Below are 17,905 nucleotides of genomic sequence, written 5' to 3' on the forward strand. Positions count from 1 at the left end.
ATGCATTGGCTTGTTCGTATTTTTGCTCTGCGCTTCTTCTTGATTTTTGGATAAAAATCCACATTTCGCATCAATACATTCAGTGCATTCGCGACAATCTTTAGCAAAATGATTCAGCTTGATTTAACTCATCCTGAGTACAACAGGCCCCTCTTTAAAACGATAGACTATATATCGTCACTTCGCGAATCGTTTTTAATTTTTTTCAATGATTGACCTCAGTCCTTACTTTTTTTACAGTAGGCCCCCTTAATAAAGAATCATAGAATGGTAACAGTGGATAATAAAATTTTGCTTGCGCAATTTAGTAAACCTTTACTGCAGTGGTTTTCTCTTTATGGAAGGAATAATCTGCCTTGGCAACTACCACGCACACCCTATAAGGTTTGGATTTCTGAAATAATGCTCCAGCAAACTCAAGTACAAACGGTTATTCCTTACTTTAATCGGTTTATGCAACGTTTTCCAAACTTGAGTGATTTAGCTCAAGCCAATGAGGATGAGGTACTTTCTTTATGGTCAGGACTTGGGTATTACAGCCGTGCAAGAAATCTGCACGAGACGGCTAAACGAGTAATGCGAGACCATGCGGGAATTATCCCGGACAATTATCAATTACTAAAAGAATTACCCGGTATTGGCCCATCTACAGCTGCTGCCATAATGTCTCAGGCTTTCAATCAACCTGTTGCCATTCTTGATGGCAATGTAAAACGAGTCCTAACTCGTTTTTTTAGGATAAAAGGGTATCCCGAGCAAGCACAAGTAAAAAAAACACTTTGGGAATTGGCTGATTTGTGTATGCCAAAAGAACACTGCGCAGATTACACGCAGGCAATTATGGATTTAGGTGCACTTTGTTGTACTTCCAAAAATCCCAATTGTTCCAATTGCCCCCTACAAAGCAGCTGCCTTGCATTTAAGTATAAAGAACAGCATTTATATCCTACAAAAAAAGTAAAAAAGCCTGTACCTGTCCACCAACAACAATTCCTGGTTTTATACAATGAAGGAGGTGCCATCTATCTGGAAAAAAGAGCGCCTACAGGATTGTGGGGCGGTTTATGGTGTTTGCCCAGTTTGGATGAGGGAGATTGCCCCCTTGATTTTATACGTTTGAACTATGATCTCTACGGTGAAGCACCCCAACAGTTAGTTGCCTTTAAACATCGCTTTAGCCATTTTCACTTGGAAATAAACGCGTGGAGTATCAAAACTAAATCCTTAGGCAAGCAATTAGCTGAAAAACAAGGCCAATGGTTCACCAAAGCGCAAATAAGCTCTTTAGGTCTCGCAAAACCGACTACCAAAATATTATCTTCCTATTACAACCTGTTTATTTAAGTCGCAAGGGTTATAATGGCTTTTTTAATGAACACTCCGTATAAATGAAAGAATTTATTCAGTCTAATCCACATCTTAATCATTTAATTCATTTTATTAAAGAAAAAGGAATCTCGCCATCCACTCCCCCAGCCAGGGAAAAAGAGCGAAAAACTGAAGAAGCACTTTCTGATAAACAACAAAATTTCATAGAAAATAGAGCTGCAAGAATAATCCAGGGTGCTTACCGCGCCTCTAAATTGAAACAAAAAATAAGATCCAATCCTTATAAATCGTATTTATCCTTGATGGACGAAGCAGAAGCACAACGCGTCCCTGCCAATATTTTATTTGGCAGGCATGTAGCCGAGATAAGAACACCCTTTGCGAACCGTATTAATAATCCCTATATTTATGCCGGCGCGCGATATCATCGGGATGATGATTTATCTGGAACCTTATTGGACTGTTTACTTGATTCGTTCAACATTGATGGAGTATGCCGTGCACTCTATGAATATGTTCCGGTTACCCTGCTCGAAAATACTCCTCTTGAAGAAATAATAAAACGCTATTTTCCCAAAGTACAAAAAACAAAAAACCAGCCTAGAATTATCAAAGATCCCAAGCATTCCATTGCCTTAGTTGCGGTTCCCCAAGGTTATTACAGGTCTGATGAAATGAAAAGCATACTGAGTATTTGTGGTTTAATCGCCAGCCCCTGGGAAATTGCAATTAATGTTAAAAATCCGCCCTACCCCCTGGTTGAACCAGAAAAAATTCCCTCCGGAAGCTGCTTTCCGACAACCAAGGAGGCATTATTAAAAAGTAAACTATTTAATAAACTTCTTTTAATTGCTAAAAGCCCCAAGCATGCAACCAATAAACTGGCACTGGCCGTAAAGCAACTTTTAACTGAACTTCCTGAATTGAATGAACATGCGATTCAACGCATCTCGAGAATGCTTCATTTAACCTGTCTTTTTTATGGAAATAATTATTCTCAATTCGCTTTCTGCCTTTACACGATTGTCCATGAAATTAGCCTCTCTTTATTAAATCCCAAAAATATGGGTGCTTTAAGAGATGATTTTTCCCGCTTTTCGCAAGAAACACAAAAAGGTTTGTTACACGCGTTGGGTTTAAAACAGGAGCAATTAACAGCTACTACTTTTTTTGCTTCCCTGGCAATGTCTGGAACAAATGCCTACGTCATCGCCATGCATTTAGCCCAAAAAATGAAAACCAAAACTCATAAAAAACCAAAAATTAAAATATTTGGTACCAACTATTATGAATTTGATTTCCTTACAAAAGAATCGAAGTCATCTGATGCAGATATTTTTGTCCTATGTAGCGGCCCCATGGTCATGGAGAAAGGGTTGATTCCCGGGATTGATATTAATTGTCTGATTAAAGAGGAAGTTATCCATCGTGGACGAAAAAAACCGCTGACGGTGGTCATTGATACAACTACTACCTTATATAAAAATTTGCATTTGGACCCTGATGTGCAGAATTTAGTTAAAGAAGGTGCGCTTTCATTAATTATCCATGAAAGTTTGCAAAAATTTGGACTTCTTCATACGGACCAAGCCCAATGCGGAAAGGTATTTGGCCTATGTTCCACGGAATTTTTTGACGAGGAAGTATTTAAAGAACTACAACAAAACGCATTAATCGATTTTATCAATCATGTGGATTTACGCATTGGGGCATACATCAGCAGTAACTGCAGCCAAGTATTGGAAGAAATAAAGCAGCAGCATTTTGTTAATGGCGCATTGTTAAAGAACATGCTGACACGGGCAAATCTTATAGAACCACAAGTAGTCAAACATCCGTATATGCTTTCTAATCCAGAGGAGCTGTACTTTGTTAACTTTGATCCGGAAAAGGCAAAATCAATTGAAACAGCAACTAATATAATTCTTGAAAGCAGAGATAGTTTCGGACATTTTTGCAGTACCCGATCCTCTATAAGTGATTTCGATGGCGCTGATGAATTAGAACAAACGCGTCTTAGCATGGATGCATCAGATACGATTGATTGTTTCATTCAGATATCGCAAATTTATTTGGCAAATTTTTATGATACAGAAGAATGGTTAGATATTCTCCTTGAAAATGCGAGGAAATCAGATTCTCTGAGTTATGAAGAACAAATTATTTCAGTGGCATTAATCAATAATTTAGTGGACCAGATTTGCTTAAATCCATCCAGAATCATCAAAAATCAGGTAGAACTCTTTGCCGCAATGTGTTGTATAATCGACCAATGTTATTTATTAAAGGGCCGTCAGTATTATGGAAACGCCAGCTGTTATTTACAGAAATTAAAAAATGAATTAGTTGAGTTTTATCAGCCAAAAAATCAACATCATTTTATTCAATCGATTAAAAGGCTCTATTTTCAAGGTACTCAGTTAACGGCCAATGTGCTTGAGCAACTTAAATTAGAACAGGAAAAAAAACCAGAATTAAAAAAGACCACTTATCCTTTTTTCCAATCTGCGGCCACCATGCCAACTGCCTCTGCTCGCGAAGATGCCAACACACGAATACACACGTCAGTGGTTCATAAATTTTAGAGTATAACCCCGCATTGAGATATCTGATGCCAATCCCGGGCATAAATTTTTTAACTTAAAGAACCACCACTGGCCAGAATTTGCACTGCCACTTTCGCATCAGGTTGACCTAAATTTGCAGCGGCATTGATCCAAAACCAGGCTTTCTTCCTATCCTCTACCACCCCTTTGCCGTAGTAATACATATAACCGACAGCATATTGAGCATCTGGTTGTCCTCTTTCTGCTTCCGGCTTTAAACGAATAAACGCCTTGCGATAATCTTCAACCCTGAAACTGTTAATTCCTTCACGCAAATTGATTGCACTCCGAACAGCACATCCTGAGAGAACAAAAATTAAAATTACAACAATTGACAGGTTAAATAAACGTCCCATAAATTTTTATTCCCCTTTCAAAGGCTTAGCTACTGATTCAAAGATTAATTCATTTTTAGGTAAACTTAAACTCTCCAACGTCCCATTACGCTCAACCAATATCCCGTTAGCCATAATCCGTTTGATCACAGCTCCTCCCGGGATAGCATCGCCTAATTTATAAGTTTTTTCCTCTCCGGTGGCAGAGCGAATGATTACCTGGGAATCGTTGAGCTTATGAGCAAATAAAATTCCTACCAAAGTCACATTCAACATGGATTTTTTGATGCTCGATAAATTATTGGAAACATACACCCCAAAAAGAGAAGTATGTAAAAGGGCATCGAAAGAATTCTGCTGGGAAGCAACCAGAACCTCTTTGCTGGTTTCAGGTTCTGCTTCTATCTTTACAGGAGAAAATAATGTCGCGAACTCAGCAATAATTAACAGAGTAAACAGTGAAATAAAAGCAATAATAATCCATTGTGCGTATTTTGTTGAAAAGAAAGCCTGAAGATCAAATTTCATTATCAAAATGCCCCTGAAGTACAAACTTCACCGCGATTCTCATTGCCATCAAATGAATGGGTTCTTTATTCCGGATCCCGCAGGTTCCACGGCTGCCTAACAAATTATTTCACACTAAAATTCAGGCATTGTGCCCTGACGACAACTTGTAAAGTAGAACTTGCCTATACATAGAACCCCCACTAGAATATCCTACATAATCCGTGCTGAAAAGATACTCTCCCGTAAATAGACTTCTTTCCAGAGCCAAGGTGGGTGTATGCATGAAAAAGCACGAAGCAGAACCGGAATGAACACGCAAAGTATACGTAGGTTTGAGCACTTTATCGGGCAGCTCACCTCTCAGCAGGGTTTAAAAAGAGTCCCCTGGGATACCGACATAAAATTATACAGCCCTTAAGGATAGTCCAATGAAAAAAAATCACTTTGAAACCCGAGCCATTCATGCAGGTCAAAAACCATGTCCTAGCACTGGAGCAGTAATGACTCCTATTTATGCCACCTCTACCTACAAACAAATTGCACCAGGTGAACATCTGGGCTATGAATACTCGCGTACGCACAATCCCACTCGTGACGCCTATGAAGGGTGTATTGCCAGTTTGGAATCAGGTCAGCGCGGTTTTGCTTTTGCCTCCGGAATGGCTGCCATAAACACTATTGTGGATTTATTGGATGCAGGTGATCATGTCGTTGCCATGGATGATCTTTATGGAGGCACATTCCGTTTATTTGATAAGGTAAAAACAAGAACCTCCGGCTTATCCTTTTCTTTTGTTGATATGACGGATGCCCGCAATATTGAAGCAGCAATTACTCCTAAAACGCGCATGCTCTGGGTGGAAACACCATCAAATCCGATGCTGAAATTAGCTAATTTAAGTGAGATCGCAGCCATAGCCAAACGCCATAACCTCATTTCAGTGGCAGACAATACTTTTGCAACCCCCTGGATTCAACGACCGATCGAACTCGGCTTTGACATAGTCCTTCATTCAGCAACCAAATACCTCAATGGCCATTCAGACGTAGTCAGTGGCGTAGTAGTTGTTGGTGATAACCCCAATTTGGCTGACAAAATTGCCTTCCTGCAAAACTCTTGCGGCGGCATTGCGGGTCCCTTTGATAGTTTTTTGGTTTTAAGAAGTTTAAAAACTCTTTCATTGCGTATGGAACGACATTGCGATAATGCAAACCATTTGGCGCATTGGTTGAGTAGTCAATCCAGGGTAAAAAAAGTAATCTATCCAGGTCTTACGAGCCATCCTCAACATAATTTGGCTAAAGAACAAATGCATGGGTTTGGAGGAATGATTTCCATGGTAATTGACGGGGGCATTGAGGCAGCCAAACGTTTTCTTTCCCGGTGCGAATTGTTTACCTTGGCTGAAAGTCTGGGTGGAGTAGAAAGCTTGATTGAGCACCCAGCGATTATGACCCATGCCTCCATACCTCCGGAAAAACGCAAAGCCTTGGGAATAGAAGATGGATTTATTCGGCTCTCGGTAGGCATAGAACACGTAAACGACTTACAAGCTGATTTGGAATATGCCCTTGCATATTGACGGGTAAATCGCAGCCGGTGTGCGCAATGAGCCATCCGGCTCCCATAAAACAGGAAAAACAGATGCATAATTTACAATCTATAATTGAAAGCGCTTTTGAACAACGTCAGACACTATCCATAGATACGGCATCCCCCGAACTAATCACTGCTGTGAATGAAGTCCTTTCATGCCTTGATAACGGCCAATATCGGGTTGCAGAAAAAATAAATGAGCAGTGGGTGGTTCATCAGTGGATAAAAAAAGCAGTTCTTTTATCTTTTAAACTCTACCCCAATCAGATTATTGATTCAGGTTTTTGTCAGTTCTATGACAAAGTACCGCTCAAATACAATAATTACACTGATGAACAGTTTAAACAAACTGGGGTACGGGTAGTACCGCATGCCATGGTCCGCAAAGGCGCATACATAGCAAAAAATTGCGTCTTAATGCCTTCTTATGTCAACATTGGCGCATATATTGATGAAGGAGTCATGGTTGATACTTGGGCTACTGTGGGCTCCTGCGCGCAAATTGGTAAAAACGTGCATCTTTCAGGTGGAGTAGGTATTGGAGGTGTTCTGGAACCCTTACAAGCTAATCCAACAATAATTGAAGACAATTGCTTTATTGGGGCCCGCTCGGAGGTAGTTGAAGGAGTAATTGTTGAACGCAACTCCGTCTTATCCATGGGTGTATACTTGGGGCAAAGTACTAAAATATATAACCGCCTTACGGGAGAAATTACCTACGGCCGAATCCCAGCTGGCTCCGTAGTAGTCGCAGGAAGCCTACCCAGCGAAGATAAAAGTTACAGTTTATACTGTGCAGTTATTGTGAAGCAGGTAGATGAAAAAACCCGGGCAAAAGTTAGTATTAATGAATTATTGAGAGCAGGTTAGCATGACTGAATCGGTAACACCGTCACTTTTTAGGGAATTACAAGAAGTCTTGACCCAACTGGTCAGTTTTCCCTCAATTACACCCGAAGATGCCGGCTGTCAGGAATTTATGATTGAATTTCTGGAGCAGGCCGGATTTATGTGTCAAAGGATGAATAAAGGACCTGTCTCCAACTTTTTTGCATCGTATGGTGAATCAGGCCCTTTACTGGTTTTTGCGGGTCATACTGATGTAGTTCCTGTGGGCGATTTAAAAAAATGGTCCAGCAACCCTTTCGTACTTGAAAATAAGAATGGAATCCTCTTCGGACGCGGTGTTGCCGATATGAAAGGAAGTCTGGCGTGCATGCTGCTTATGGCTCAACGTTTTACCACAACTTACCCCAAATTTAATGGAAGGTTGGGATTTCTTATTACCAGTGGTGAAGAAGGTAATGATTATGATTTAGGGACGCCCTATGTCATGCAACTTTTGAAAAATCAGGGTATTCATATTGATTATTGCATTGTGGGTGAACCTTCCAGTACTCAAGAAATTGGCGATGTGCTTAAAATTGGCAGACGGGGTTCTTTAAGTGCAAAAATAACCGTACATGGAAAGCAAGGACATGTCGCCTACCCGCACTTGGCGGACAATCCAATTCACAAAATCAGCCCTGCCCTGGCAGAATTGACTACTACACTCTGGGATCAGGGGAACCACCATTTTCCCCCAACATCCATGCAAATTACCCACCTTCACTCCGGTGGCGAGGCTTCCAATATCATTCCGGGAGAATTGTCATTACATTTAAACTTCAGGTACTCCACAGAACAAACCCATGGCTTGTTAAAAGAAAAAGTGACTACTACATTTCAAAAGTACGATCTGAATCCCCATATTGAATGGCGTCTTAGTGGCGAACCTTTCTTAACTGCCCATGGGCCACTGTTAAACAGTTGCAGAGAAGCAATCATCGAACTTACCGGCAACTCCCCGGAACTCTCTACAAGTGGCGGCACATCAGATGGCCGCTTCATCGCACCCTATGGCGTTGAAGTGGTAGAACTTGGTCCGGTTAACGCCACCATCCATCAGGTAAATGAGCAAGTCTCTTTGCACGATTTATGTTTATTAGAAAATTTATATTTTTCAATTTGTGAAAAATTATTAATAAATTAATGACATAAACTATACTTTTAGATAAAGGTGTTACAGTTATTTCATGGTATAGCCTGAAGCGCCGTGCAGCAAAACTCAGGTTTAATCAATGAATTTCCCGGCTTTGGCCCCGCTTTACCGTACACACCTTTATAGGATGCTAATTAGGAGAGACTGTATGAACGGTTGCAAATTAAGCCCCATGGCTCTAGGCCTTGCATTGGGTGTACTTTGGGGAGTATCCATTTTGGTACTGGGATTACTCGCATATTTCTATACTTACGGACATTCTTTTGTAATCGCAGTAGGTTCTTTATACCCTGGATATGCCCCTTCCATTAAAGGAAGTTTATTGGGGGGTGTTATTGGGTTTATTGATGCCTTCATCACTGGCGTGATTATAGCCTGGTTGTACAATTTATTTAGTTGCTGCACATGTGTGTGCTGCGATAAGACAAAGGTCGAAAAAATTAAATAAAGACAAACAGAATGCCTGGGTCACGCTGCCGCTGTGACCCAGACGTTAAGAAAAGAGATAGTGCTTTTAGTTTACGACGTGCCAAGTACCGTCAGGCTGACGACAAGCGCTGCCCCGCAGAGTTTGTGGCCTTCCATCAATAATTGCCTTGGTGAGGTATTCACGACAGGGCAAATGCTCACGATAATAAGTTCGAGTGGGTTGTACTGTATAGCTATTTCCAGTGTCCGGGTTAGACCAATGTACTGCTTTACCAGTGGGTGCAGTTTCCAGAGCACGTTGCATTTCCATTCTATCTACTTTATCCATGTACTTGCCAATTTGGCCGCCCAAATAAGCACCAGCTATAGCTCCCCCTGCTGTTGCAGCCAGTTTAGCTGCTGGGCCACCCCCAAATTGGCTTCCAATTAATCCGCCAATAACTCCACCTGAGATTGTACCTACATCTTGATTATTCATTGATGCACAACCAACCAATAATAAAGACAATGATGCAACAGCTATTTTTTTCATAACATATCACCAATTAAAAGGTTATAAAAATCGGTTTCTATTCTAACACCACGTTCAGTTATTATCCATAGCTTGAAAAATCTATATCCCGGACCCGGAAAATTCAGTGAAAAAAGCTTGGAGCGGTAACTGGTGATTGCAATTAAACGTGACGTACGCGTTCGGAAATCTGGCATAATAGTTCGTAACCAGAAGTTCCTGCAGCTTTTGCGATTTGCTCAACTAAAACATGTGTACCCCAAAGTTCTACAGGGGCTCCGGGTTTTACGTCAGGGTGATTGGTTAAGTCTACAGCAAGCATATCCATGGAAACCCGCCCTACAATAGGAACCTCTTTACCTTGGACCCAAACGGGGGTATTTGCAGCAATATGCCGAGGATAACCATCACCATAACCTGCAGCAACTATACCTATAATTGAGGGCTTTTCACTTTTCCAAATACCGCTATAACCCACTTGGGCCAAGGGTGGGTTGTGGTGGACCGCGCTGATTGCAGAAACAAACCGCATTACAGGAAGCAAACCCAAATCAAGGGCTGTCTGATTGGGAAAAGGGGATACACCATAAAGCATAATGCCTGGTCTAACAACATCCGCATGGGTTTGAGGAAAAGAAATAATGGCTGCTGAATTTGCGATACTGCGTTGACTAAACCCGGGGATAGAAATACTTTCAAATAAAGCAATTTGCTGGTGGTTTTCTATGCGTTCTGGCTCATCAGCACAGGCTAAATGGGTCATTAAACCGATATTCTGATCCACCCAGGGACAATTTTTCAATGCATCCATTACCCCTTGCAGTTCATGGGTTTTAAAACCCAGGCGATGCATACCCGTATTTACTTTAACCCATATTTTAATAGGAGTATCCAAGGGAGTATTTAAAAGCCATTGAACTTGATAAGGCTGATGGAGAACACAACCAAAATGGTGCTGGGCCACCGTCCTGAATTCATCCGGACTGAATATACCCTGGAAGAGAATGCAATGCGTACGAATTCCTATCTTCCGAAGAACCAGGGCTTCTTCAATGCAAGCCACACCAAAAGCATCTACGTGTCCTTCCAATATTGGCGCTACCACATGCACACCACAACCATACGCATTTGCCTTGACCATGGCAATAATTTTTTTACCTGGAGCAAAACGTCGGATTTGTGCTAAATTATGGTGTAAAGCATTAGGCTCTATCACCAATTTGGTAGGTCTTGACACCTTAATCTACCCCTTGATAACCATTAAAAGCTAAATCTTCAAAACGTGTGTATTTACCAATAAAGGCTACACGCACTTTACCTATAGGACCATTCCTTTGTTTTGCGATGATAATTTCTGCTGTACCCTTATCAGGGCTGTCCTCATTATAAACCTCATCCCGGTAAATAAAACAAATCAAATCGGCATCTTGCTCAATCGCGCCAGACTCCCGCAAGTCAGACATAACGGGTCGTTTATCTGCACGTTGCTCCAGACTTCGGTTCAACTGGGATAAAGCAATTACAGGAGCCTGTAACTCTTTTGCAAGTGATTTGAGGCTTCGGGAAATTTCAGATATTTCTGCAGTCCTGTTGTCTGCATTAAATCCAGGTACTTTCATTAATTGCAGGTAATCCACAACAATCAGGCCTATGTTACCATGCTCTTTGGCCAATCTTCTTGCCCGAGCACGCATTTCCCCTGGACTTAAGGCCGGAGTGTCATCAATAAATAAAGGAGCTTCAGAAAGCATATGCACCGCGGAAGTGACGCGAGGCCAATCGTCATCATCCAGTTTACCTGTTCTAATCTTATGTTGATCAATACGTCCCAAAGAAGACATCATCCTCATTGCCAGAGAATCTGCGGGCATTTCCATAGAAAAAACAAGCACAGGCTTTCCGGATTTTATTGCCGCATGCTCGGCCATATTCATGACCAATGTAGTTTTACCCATGGAAGGACGCCCGGCGACAATGATTAAATCGGAAGGTTGTAAGCCTGAGGTCATTTCATCCAAATCAGACAAACCCGTAGCAAGCCCGGTAATTGCATCGCCGTTATGATAGAGGGCATCAATTTTTTCTACCGCACGCACCAAAATTGATTTTATATTTTCCGGACCACCATCCCCAGCAGTTTGCTCTCCAATAGCAAAAACTTTGGTTTCTGCCATATCAAGCAATTCTGGAACTTGTCTGCCTCCGGGATTATATGCTGAATCAGCAATTTCAGTAGCTACATAAATAAGTTGTCTCTGAACTGATTTTTCCCGAACGATGTCTGCATAAGCAGAAACGTTAGCCACACTGGGGGTATTATTAGCCAGCTCAAACAAATAGGCCTCACCGCCTGCGTCATCCAGTTCATTATGAGACTTGAGTGCATCAAGCAACGTGACCACATCAAAAGGTTGGTCTTTTTTGGCTAAAGCAGAAATGGCGCGAAACAGAATTCGGTGCTCTGTACGGTAAAAATCTGCTTCACATAATTTATTGCTGACTTTGTCCCAAACCTGGTTGTCCAACATTAATCCACCAATAATGGATTGCTCCGCCTCTACCGAATGAGGGGGACGTTTTAAAGGATCAACCGATTTCTTGGAATTTTGCAGATCATACATGTTAGTGACACAAGGACTATTTTGGACAGGATATTGTAATGTGCTTTTGAGAAGATGTCATCCCGAACAGCTTTTGTTCGGGATAATTTATACTGATGGCTATTGTTTTTGCCAAACTTGAGTACGGCCGAGTAAAGAAATACCCACATAGCCTCTGACTAGGAGTTTATTACCCTCGACTGTGAGTTTTGCACGATAGACCTTACCTGACTTTGGATCTAAAATAGAGCCGCCGCCCCATTCATTATCTCCTTCGTTCTTTAAGCCCCACATAAATTGCAATCCCTGGATTTTTTTACCTTTGAAACTGCCAGGACACTTCTGACAAATTCCAGTATCGCCAGGTTGGGGAAATATCTTATTGATAACAGCGCTTAGCTGTCCACCGGACTCACTAATAGTAACCACTGCTCTCTTTTTACCAGTTTTATCATCAATCGTGACCCATTTACCTACAGGTGCTTGAGATGCGGCTAGTGCTGCAGGTAAATAAAAAACAGCAACAAAAAAACCACAGGCGAGCTTCCATAAGTTCATAATTTTCTCCATGTTTACAATCATTTATAGCTTATGCCATGATTCAAAACTATGCCAGTTTTAATGAATATATTTTTTTAAAAAAATAACGCACCCCGCTTTGAGCATGGAATATGGCAGCAAAATATATATAAAAATCTGTCCCGGGGTCTAATCGCCATCCTGTTCCACATCGACTACTAAACGAAACAATTATAAAGCCGCCAGGGGCATAAAAAATTGTTCGATATCTTCTTCACTTAAACTCATTGCTCTCGTGGAGTCAGCAGATAGAACGCCTTCAACCAATTGTCTTTTTTTCTCTTGCATGCTTAAAATCGCTTCCTCTACAGTGCCTGAGGTAATGAGCTTATAAACAAAAACAGGATTTTCCTGACCGATTCGATGACTTCGATCAGTGGCCTGATCTTCAACTGCAGGATTCCACCATGGATCATAATGAATCACTGTATCAGCGCGAGTCAGGTTCAGGCCGGTGCCACCTGCTTTCAAGCTGATAAGGAAAACTGGGGTCTTCCCTTCCTGAAATTTTTCTACCATGGCTTGTCTGTGAACTGTTTGCCCTGTTAACTTTAAATAATCATAATTTCGTGACTGCAATTCCTCTTCAATTAATTGCAGCATGGAAGTAAATTGCGAAAACACCAAAACCTTTCTTCCTTCCCCTACCAGGTTATCCAATAAATCCATTAACGCTTCGAGTTTTGCAGAAGTTCCATGCGCAATCGATGCTTCCGGCAAAGACAAAAGTCTGGGATCACAACACACCTGGCGTAACTTCAGTAATGCATCCAGAAGCAGGATATGGCTTTTACCTAGACCCTGCTTTGCAATCGCATCACGTACTTTTTTCTCCATACTCATCCGTATGGCTTCATAGAGATCACGTTGGGGGCCTATTATTTCTATAGTGCGCATCATTTCTGTTTTGGGCGGTAATTCCCGCACCACCTGATTTTTGGTTCTTCTTAATATAAAAGGCTGTACTCTTTTTATTAATACTTCCCGCCTGTTCAAATCTGCATATTTTTCAATCGGGGTTCTGAACCATAATCTGAATTGCTTTGCATCGCCCAGTAATCCGGGCATCAGAAAATGAAATAAAGACCATAATTCACCCAAGTGGTTTTCCAAAGGAGTACCGGTCAGACACAATCGGTGCATTGCTTTTAATTGTTGAATAATTTGCGTGGTTTTGGTACGTGCATTTTTAATAAATTGCGCTTCATCCAAAATCAAATAATAAAAAGAATAGTTAATAAATTTTTCTTTATCCCGGTGGATGAGTCCATAAGTTGAAACCACGATATCATAATCATCAAAGTTATCCTGATGACGTTCGGAGCCATGATAAATTAAAACCTTTAACTGCGGTGTAAAACGTTCGGCTTCAGCCTTCCAATTTCCCACAAGACTGGTAGGTGCGACGATCAAAGTGGCAGCTTTAACACGATCCTGTTCTTTTTCACACTGCAAATGAGCTAAAGTCTGGACGGTTTTACCTAATCCCATATCATCTGCCAGAATCCCGCTAAAATGGCTTTCTCTTAAAAATTGCAACCAATTTAAACCTAACCGCTGATAGTCCCTTAAGTGAGCGTGTAAACCACCAGGTATGGGTATTTCCGGAATATGGGTTAAATGAGACAGTTTTTTTATTTGCTCCCTTAACGTTTCAGCTCCTTGCCATCGTGTTTTGGTTGCCGCTATCGCCAATTCGGCTTCACGCATTAAAATAACTTCGTATTTGTTGATGCGAACCTGTTGTGTTTCCTCAATATGGCGCATTCCAAACTGCAGCAACAATCGGACTAAAGGCTTAATTCGCCCCATTTCCAACTGCAAGGCACGTCCATCATGCAACGGCAATTTAACGAACTGGGTGTCAGGTAGATTATCCAAATCATTACCTCGGTAACGCTGAATTAAATCTGCAACCAAAGGCACAATGCTCACGGGTTTCCCTTCTACCAAAATACCCAATTGATAGGAAAAGAAATCGGTTGTACTTTCAGAAAGATCAGAATACCATTCTACTTCATCAGCTCGAATTACCTCCTGATATAAAGAACTAACACGCTCAACCCGCCAGCCCCGACTTTCCAACTCAGGTATTAATTGGCTGTAGAGAAATTCCAAATCTGCCAGGACATTAATATTCTCTAATACGAAATCAGCCTGCTTTACTTTTTCCCATTGTTCATTTTCCCATGCCCTGGGGACTCTTAATTCAAGGATTTCCTGTACTTCATCCCATTTTGATCTCTCAAAATCCTTATGGCGTCTGTATTCAATTAACACTTTGTCCTGCTGACAAACAACGGTGTCACATACTTCAGAACCTGCAATCATAAGTCCTGCATAATCAAAAACAATGCGTGCGGTAAATAAAACATGCAATTCCTCTTCAGGATCATAAAGTCCAGAGGAGTCTTCGTCGAATTCACTAATAGCGTCCAAAACAATTACAGGCATGGGCATTACATTCCGGACTTCCCGCTGTTCAAAGACTTGCGGCACTGGAAACTCCGGACATGTTTTCGCCATTTTATTTGCCAATAATTTGGCCTGCTCCATTGGAATTGGGGGTGCTTCCAATAGAGATCCCAACTGTTTTATTGGATAAGTAGTTATGATACGTCCCATTTGGGGTTCTGAATAATTTATATACCAACTGTCATCCAGTAACAACGGCTTGAGGGCCTTCTCTTCATGCATCAATAATAAGTTTTGACTGCCGTTATGAGACAGGACCCATTCACAGGAACCTTCTATAGGCTCACCCAAGTGAATGGGATCCTCCTGGTTTTGACTTAAAAAAGCCCTTCCTGTGGCAATAATTCGCTCTAATAATTCGCTGTTGCGTATGATTAGGGTATCAAACCAGCCTGAAACGCCACATTTAAACAGGAGGAGTGCCACCAGATCATTGTCATCACCGATAAAGTGCTGCTTTTTGGAATCGGAAAGACTGTTAAAAGTGACCATTTTTCCATAGCCGCCGCGCTTTAATAATTTGGCTAGCGCCAACTTAATCGCGACCCGATGTTCATGGCCCTCAAGCCTCAGTTCTAAAAGATAAACCAGGTGATGCGTAACCTCAGGTACTTTCACTACTGCGGCTTCCTGGGCACGCAAATTCTTCAACCAGCTATCGAGTCTTCTGTCTAATTTATCACCCGCTAGAGAAGCCAAGTTTCCTTTTTCGCGGTCACGCAGAGCCAACAAACATGCTGCAGCATGTTTGCAATTATATTGATAACTACAGGTGCAGTGAGCCAATTTTTTGGGCCAGGCTTTCAGATCCATATGTACATCATAAATCTGGCTTGAACTGCCTTTTACCCTACCTTTTAATAATCCATCACTGAAACGAATATTGAGCACATGTCCATTTTCAAAATATTCTTGGCCTCGCAACAATATTTTGGACTCAAAGACTTCTGGCATTTTTGAGAGTGCTTCATTTAACATAGATGTGCTTTTTTCTGGACAAAGGGTTTATTTTAGTCAATTTTTAAATTAATTAACATTTTTATCTTTAAAATTAAAAATTCTTTGCATTAAGGGCTGTTGACAATTCACCGGATTAAGACAAAATGATGAGCTTTTAGAGCGCGAATCCACTGCGATCCATGGGTTTCAGAGCAATAAATCTCATCGTTTTTAACTATTAGTAAAATTGTCCGCAGAACCTGTTTATTGCATTTAGGGTTTTTCTTTATAGAGTATATATCATGCAAAATAAGCTTACTGTGCTTATGGCACAAATTAATCCAACTGTCGGCGCTTTGGTATCCAACAGGGATAAAATCATTGATGTTATAAAAAACAAACAGGCTGAACACAATATTATACTCTTCCCCGAACTCGCTTTGACCGGTTACCCCCCAGAGGATTTGCTCTTTCGCAAAGAGTTTCAACAAGCAGTTAGTGAAAACTTAAAACAAATTCAAGAGGCAACAAAAGATTGCTACGTCCTTGTAGGGCATCCAAGCCTTGAGAAACAACGACTGTACAACAGCGTGAGCATTTTTTACCAGGGTCAAAAAATTGCAGAATATCACAAACAAAATTTACCAAACTATGAAATTTTTGATGAGGCACGTTATTTTACTCCCGGAAAAAAAAATCCGTGTATCCTGGAAGTAAATCACAGTAAAGTAGGAGTGATTATTTGTGAAGATTTATGGCATCCAGGACCTGCAGAAGATTTAATTGAAAATGGAATTTCGCTGCTACTCATCCTAAATGCATCTCCATTTGACTACACCAAGTATCAAAAAAGAGAGTCACTCTTAAAATCTTATGCAAAATGCGGTATTGCAATTATTTATGTGAATCAAATCGGGGGACAGGATGAACTCTTATTTGATGGGCAATCATTAGCAATTGATTCACACGCTAACGTATGTGCACGGTCTCCTGCATTTGAAGAGGATTTACGCACCGTTGTAATCGAGGCTCACCAGGTCAGAGGAGAGGTTTCCCCCCTTCTTGATTTTGAACCGTTAATCTATAAATCATTGGTTTGCGGTACTCGGGATTATGTCACTAAAAATCATTTCCCAGGCGTCTTGGTCGGACTTTCTGGAGGGGTTGATTCTGCATTAACGTTGGCTGTAGCGGCCGATGCATTGGGTGCAGAGCGGGTACATGCTGTGCTTATGCCCTCACGTTATACGGCCTCAATGAGCAACGAGGATGCTTTAATCCAAATCGAAAAGCTGAAGGTATCGTATTCCATCTTATCCATTGAACCCGCCTTTAATGCGTTAATGACTACCCTTGCTTCCGAGTTTAAAGGATTAACACCAGACAGCACAGAAGAAAACATTCAGGCGCGGATTCGCGGATTGTTGATTATGGCTTTGTCCAACAAGACGGGTAAAATGGTCCTCACCACTTCGAACAAGAGTGAAACTGCCGTAGGCTATGCAACCTTATATGGAGACATGGCTGGAGGGTTTGCTGTATTAAAAGATGTACTTAAAACGCAGGTTTATGCCCTGGCTCATCATCGAAACAGTCTTTCAGAAATCATTCCTACCCGTGTACTCACTCGTCCTCCATCAGCTGAATTGAGACCCGATCAGACTGATCAAGACAGTTTACCTGACTATCCCACGCTTGATGGGATTATCGTTGCCTATATGGAAAAATACTTATCTCCAGAAGAAATAATTCAGCAAGGTTATGCCCCAGAAACTGTAGCTAGAGTGATTCAATTAATCAAACGCAATGAATACAAACGCCGTCAAGCTGCACCAGGAATAAAAATAAGCCCTACTGCTTTTGGTAAAGACTGGCGATATCCGATCACGAACGGTTTTTAATCTATTGTTTTGAACATGTGTGAACTCCCGGGTTTCACCTGCGTTACACCCGG

14 protein-coding genes are annotated in these 17,905 nt (G+C 41.3%); 7 read left to right on the top strand and 7 right to left on the bottom strand.

Annotation, left to right across the window (positions count from 1 at the left end):
• Window positions 1–276 precede the first annotated feature (276 nt).
• On the top strand, window positions 277–1,344 hold the full coding sequence (gene mutY, locus KYQ_RS07975) for an A/G-specific adenine glycosylase (protein ID WP_029489014.1): 1,068 nt from the start codon (window positions 277–279) through the stop codon (window positions 1,342–1,344).
• A gap of 44 nt (window positions 1,345–1,388) precedes the next feature.
• The gene (locus KYQ_RS07980; RefSeq protein ID WP_019349839.1) at window positions 1,389–3,914 is read left to right on the top strand and encodes a hypothetical protein; all 2,526 of its coding nucleotides are present in this window, start codon (window positions 1,389–1,391) and stop codon (window positions 3,912–3,914) included.
• 50 nt (window positions 3,915–3,964) lie between these two features.
• Here the strand turns inward: KYQ_RS07980 and KYQ_RS07985 are convergent, their stop codons facing one another.
• Together KYQ_RS07985 and KYQ_RS07990 are read right to left on the bottom strand one after the other, a co-directional pair.
• Window positions 3,965–4,291, bottom strand: a complete 327-nt coding sequence (locus KYQ_RS07985) for a tetratricopeptide repeat protein (protein ID WP_010653097.1) — start codon at window positions 4,289–4,291, stop codon at window positions 3,965–3,967.
• Between the two features lie 6 nt (window positions 4,292–4,297).
• Window positions 4,298–4,798 (bottom strand): type II secretion system protein N, encoded by a 501-nt coding sequence (locus KYQ_RS07990; protein ID WP_019349840.1) that lies wholly within the window; start codon window positions 4,796–4,798, stop codon window positions 4,298–4,300.
• 410 nt (window positions 4,799–5,208) lie between these two features.
• Here KYQ_RS07990 and KYQ_RS08000 point away from each other — a divergent pair, with 410 nt between their 5' ends.
• The 4 genes from KYQ_RS08000 (at window position 5,209) to KYQ_RS08015 (ending at window position 8,866) form a co-directional block, all read left to right on the top strand.
• Window positions 5,209–6,363, top strand: coding sequence for a trans-sulfuration enzyme family protein (locus KYQ_RS08000; RefSeq protein ID WP_010653095.1), 1,155 nt, complete (start codon window positions 5,209–5,211; stop codon window positions 6,361–6,363).
• A gap of 62 nt (window positions 6,364–6,425) precedes the next feature.
• Window positions 6,426–7,247, top strand: a complete 822-nt coding sequence (dapD, locus tag KYQ_RS08005; RefSeq protein WP_010653094.1) for a 2,3,4,5-tetrahydropyridine-2,6-dicarboxylate N-succinyltransferase — start codon at window positions 6,426–6,428, stop codon at window positions 7,245–7,247.
• Between the two features lies 1 nt (window position 7,248).
• The gene (gene dapE, locus KYQ_RS08010) at window positions 7,249–8,409 is read left to right on the top strand and encodes a succinyl-diaminopimelate desuccinylase (RefSeq protein ID WP_010653093.1); all 1,161 of its coding nucleotides are present in this window, start codon (window positions 7,249–7,251) and stop codon (window positions 8,407–8,409) included.
• 157 nt (window positions 8,410–8,566) lie between these two features.
• On the top strand, window positions 8,567–8,866 hold the full coding sequence (locus KYQ_RS08015) for a bacteriophage holin (protein ID WP_010653092.1): 300 nt from the start codon (window positions 8,567–8,569) through the stop codon (window positions 8,864–8,866).
• A gap of 66 nt (window positions 8,867–8,932) precedes the next feature.
• On the opposite strand, the gene KYQ_RS08020 is transcribed toward KYQ_RS08015, so the two are convergent.
• The 5 genes from KYQ_RS08020 to KYQ_RS08040 all read right to left on the bottom strand — a co-directional run bounded on the left by KYQ_RS08020 (window position 8,933) and on the right by KYQ_RS08040 (window position 15,990).
• A complete protein-coding gene (locus tag KYQ_RS08020; RefSeq protein ID WP_010653091.1) occupies window positions 8,933–9,379 on the bottom strand; it encodes an RT0821/Lpp0805 family surface protein in 447 nt (148 codons plus the stop codon).
• A 142-nt stretch (window positions 9,380–9,521) separates the two neighbouring features.
• Window positions 9,522–10,595, bottom strand: a complete 1,074-nt coding sequence (gene alr, locus KYQ_RS08025) for an alanine racemase (RefSeq protein WP_010653090.1) — start codon at window positions 10,593–10,595, stop codon at window positions 9,522–9,524.
• A 1-nt stretch (window position 10,596) separates the two neighbouring features.
• Window positions 10,597–11,979: a replicative DNA helicase gene (dnaB, locus tag KYQ_RS08030; protein WP_010653089.1), complete on the bottom strand. Its 1,383-nt coding sequence runs from the start codon at window positions 11,977–11,979 to the stop codon at window positions 10,597–10,599.
• A 99-nt stretch (window positions 11,980–12,078) separates the two neighbouring features.
• Window positions 12,079–12,516 carry a DUF2147 domain-containing protein gene (locus KYQ_RS08035; protein WP_010653088.1) on the bottom strand — a complete coding sequence of 146 codons (438 nt, stop codon included), beginning with the start codon at window positions 12,514–12,516 and terminating at the stop codon, window positions 12,079–12,081.
• Window positions 12,517–12,708: 192 nt separating this feature from the next.
• On the bottom strand, window positions 12,709–15,990 hold the full coding sequence (locus tag KYQ_RS08040) for a DEAD/DEAH box helicase (protein WP_019349842.1): 3,282 nt from the start codon (window positions 15,988–15,990) through the stop codon (window positions 12,709–12,711).
• A 263-nt stretch (window positions 15,991–16,253) separates the two neighbouring features.
• Between KYQ_RS08040 and KYQ_RS08045 the strand changes: the two genes are divergently transcribed.
• On the top strand, window positions 16,254–17,852 hold the full coding sequence (locus tag KYQ_RS08045) for an NAD+ synthase (protein WP_019349843.1): 1,599 nt from the start codon (window positions 16,254–16,256) through the stop codon (window positions 17,850–17,852).
• Window positions 17,853–17,905 lie beyond the last annotated feature (53 nt).

The organism is Fluoribacter dumoffii NY 23 (genome assembly GCF_000236165.1).
Classification (GTDB): domain Bacteria; phylum Pseudomonadota; class Gammaproteobacteria; order Legionellales; family Legionellaceae; genus Legionella; species Legionella dumoffii.

What these genes read in the sequence shown, in the direction of transcription:
- KYQ_RS07980 (WP_019349839.1), top strand. Translation starts at nt 1,389, where the DNA reads ATGAAAGAATTTATTCAGTCTAATCCACATCTTAATCATTTAATTCAT.
- KYQ_RS07985 (WP_010653097.1), bottom strand. Translation starts at nt 4,291, where the DNA reads ATGGGACGTTTATTTAACCTGTCAATTGTTGTAATTTTAATTTTTGTT.
- KYQ_RS07990 (WP_019349840.1), bottom strand. Translation starts at nt 4,798, where the DNA reads ATGAAATTTGATCTTCAGGCTTTCTTTTCAACAAAATACGCACAATGG.
- KYQ_RS08000 (WP_010653095.1), top strand. Translation starts at nt 5,209, where the DNA reads ATGAAAAAAAATCACTTTGAAACCCGAGCCATTCATGCAGGTCAAAAA.
- dapD (WP_010653094.1), top strand. Translation starts at nt 6,426, where the DNA reads ATGCATAATTTACAATCTATAATTGAAAGCGCTTTTGAACAACGTCAG.
- dapE (WP_010653093.1), top strand. Translation starts at nt 7,249, where the DNA reads ATGACTGAATCGGTAACACCGTCACTTTTTAGGGAATTACAAGAAGTC.
- KYQ_RS08015 (WP_010653092.1), top strand. Translation starts at nt 8,567, where the DNA reads ATGAACGGTTGCAAATTAAGCCCCATGGCTCTAGGCCTTGCATTGGGT.
- KYQ_RS08020 (WP_010653091.1), bottom strand. Translation starts at nt 9,379, where the DNA reads ATGAAAAAAATAGCTGTTGCATCATTGTCTTTATTATTGGTTGGTTGT.
- dnaB (WP_010653089.1), bottom strand. Translation starts at nt 11,979, where the DNA reads ATGTATGATCTGCAAAATTCCAAGAAATCGGTTGATCCTTTAAAACGT.
- KYQ_RS08035 (WP_010653088.1), bottom strand. Translation starts at nt 12,516, where the DNA reads ATGAACTTATGGAAGCTCGCCTGTGGTTTTTTTGTTGCTGTTTTTTAT.
- KYQ_RS08040 (WP_019349842.1), bottom strand. Translation starts at nt 15,990, where the DNA reads ATGTTAAATGAAGCACTCTCAAAAATGCCAGAAGTCTTTGAGTCCAAA.
- KYQ_RS08045 (WP_019349843.1), top strand. Translation starts at nt 16,254, where the DNA reads ATGCAAAATAAGCTTACTGTGCTTATGGCACAAATTAATCCAACTGTC.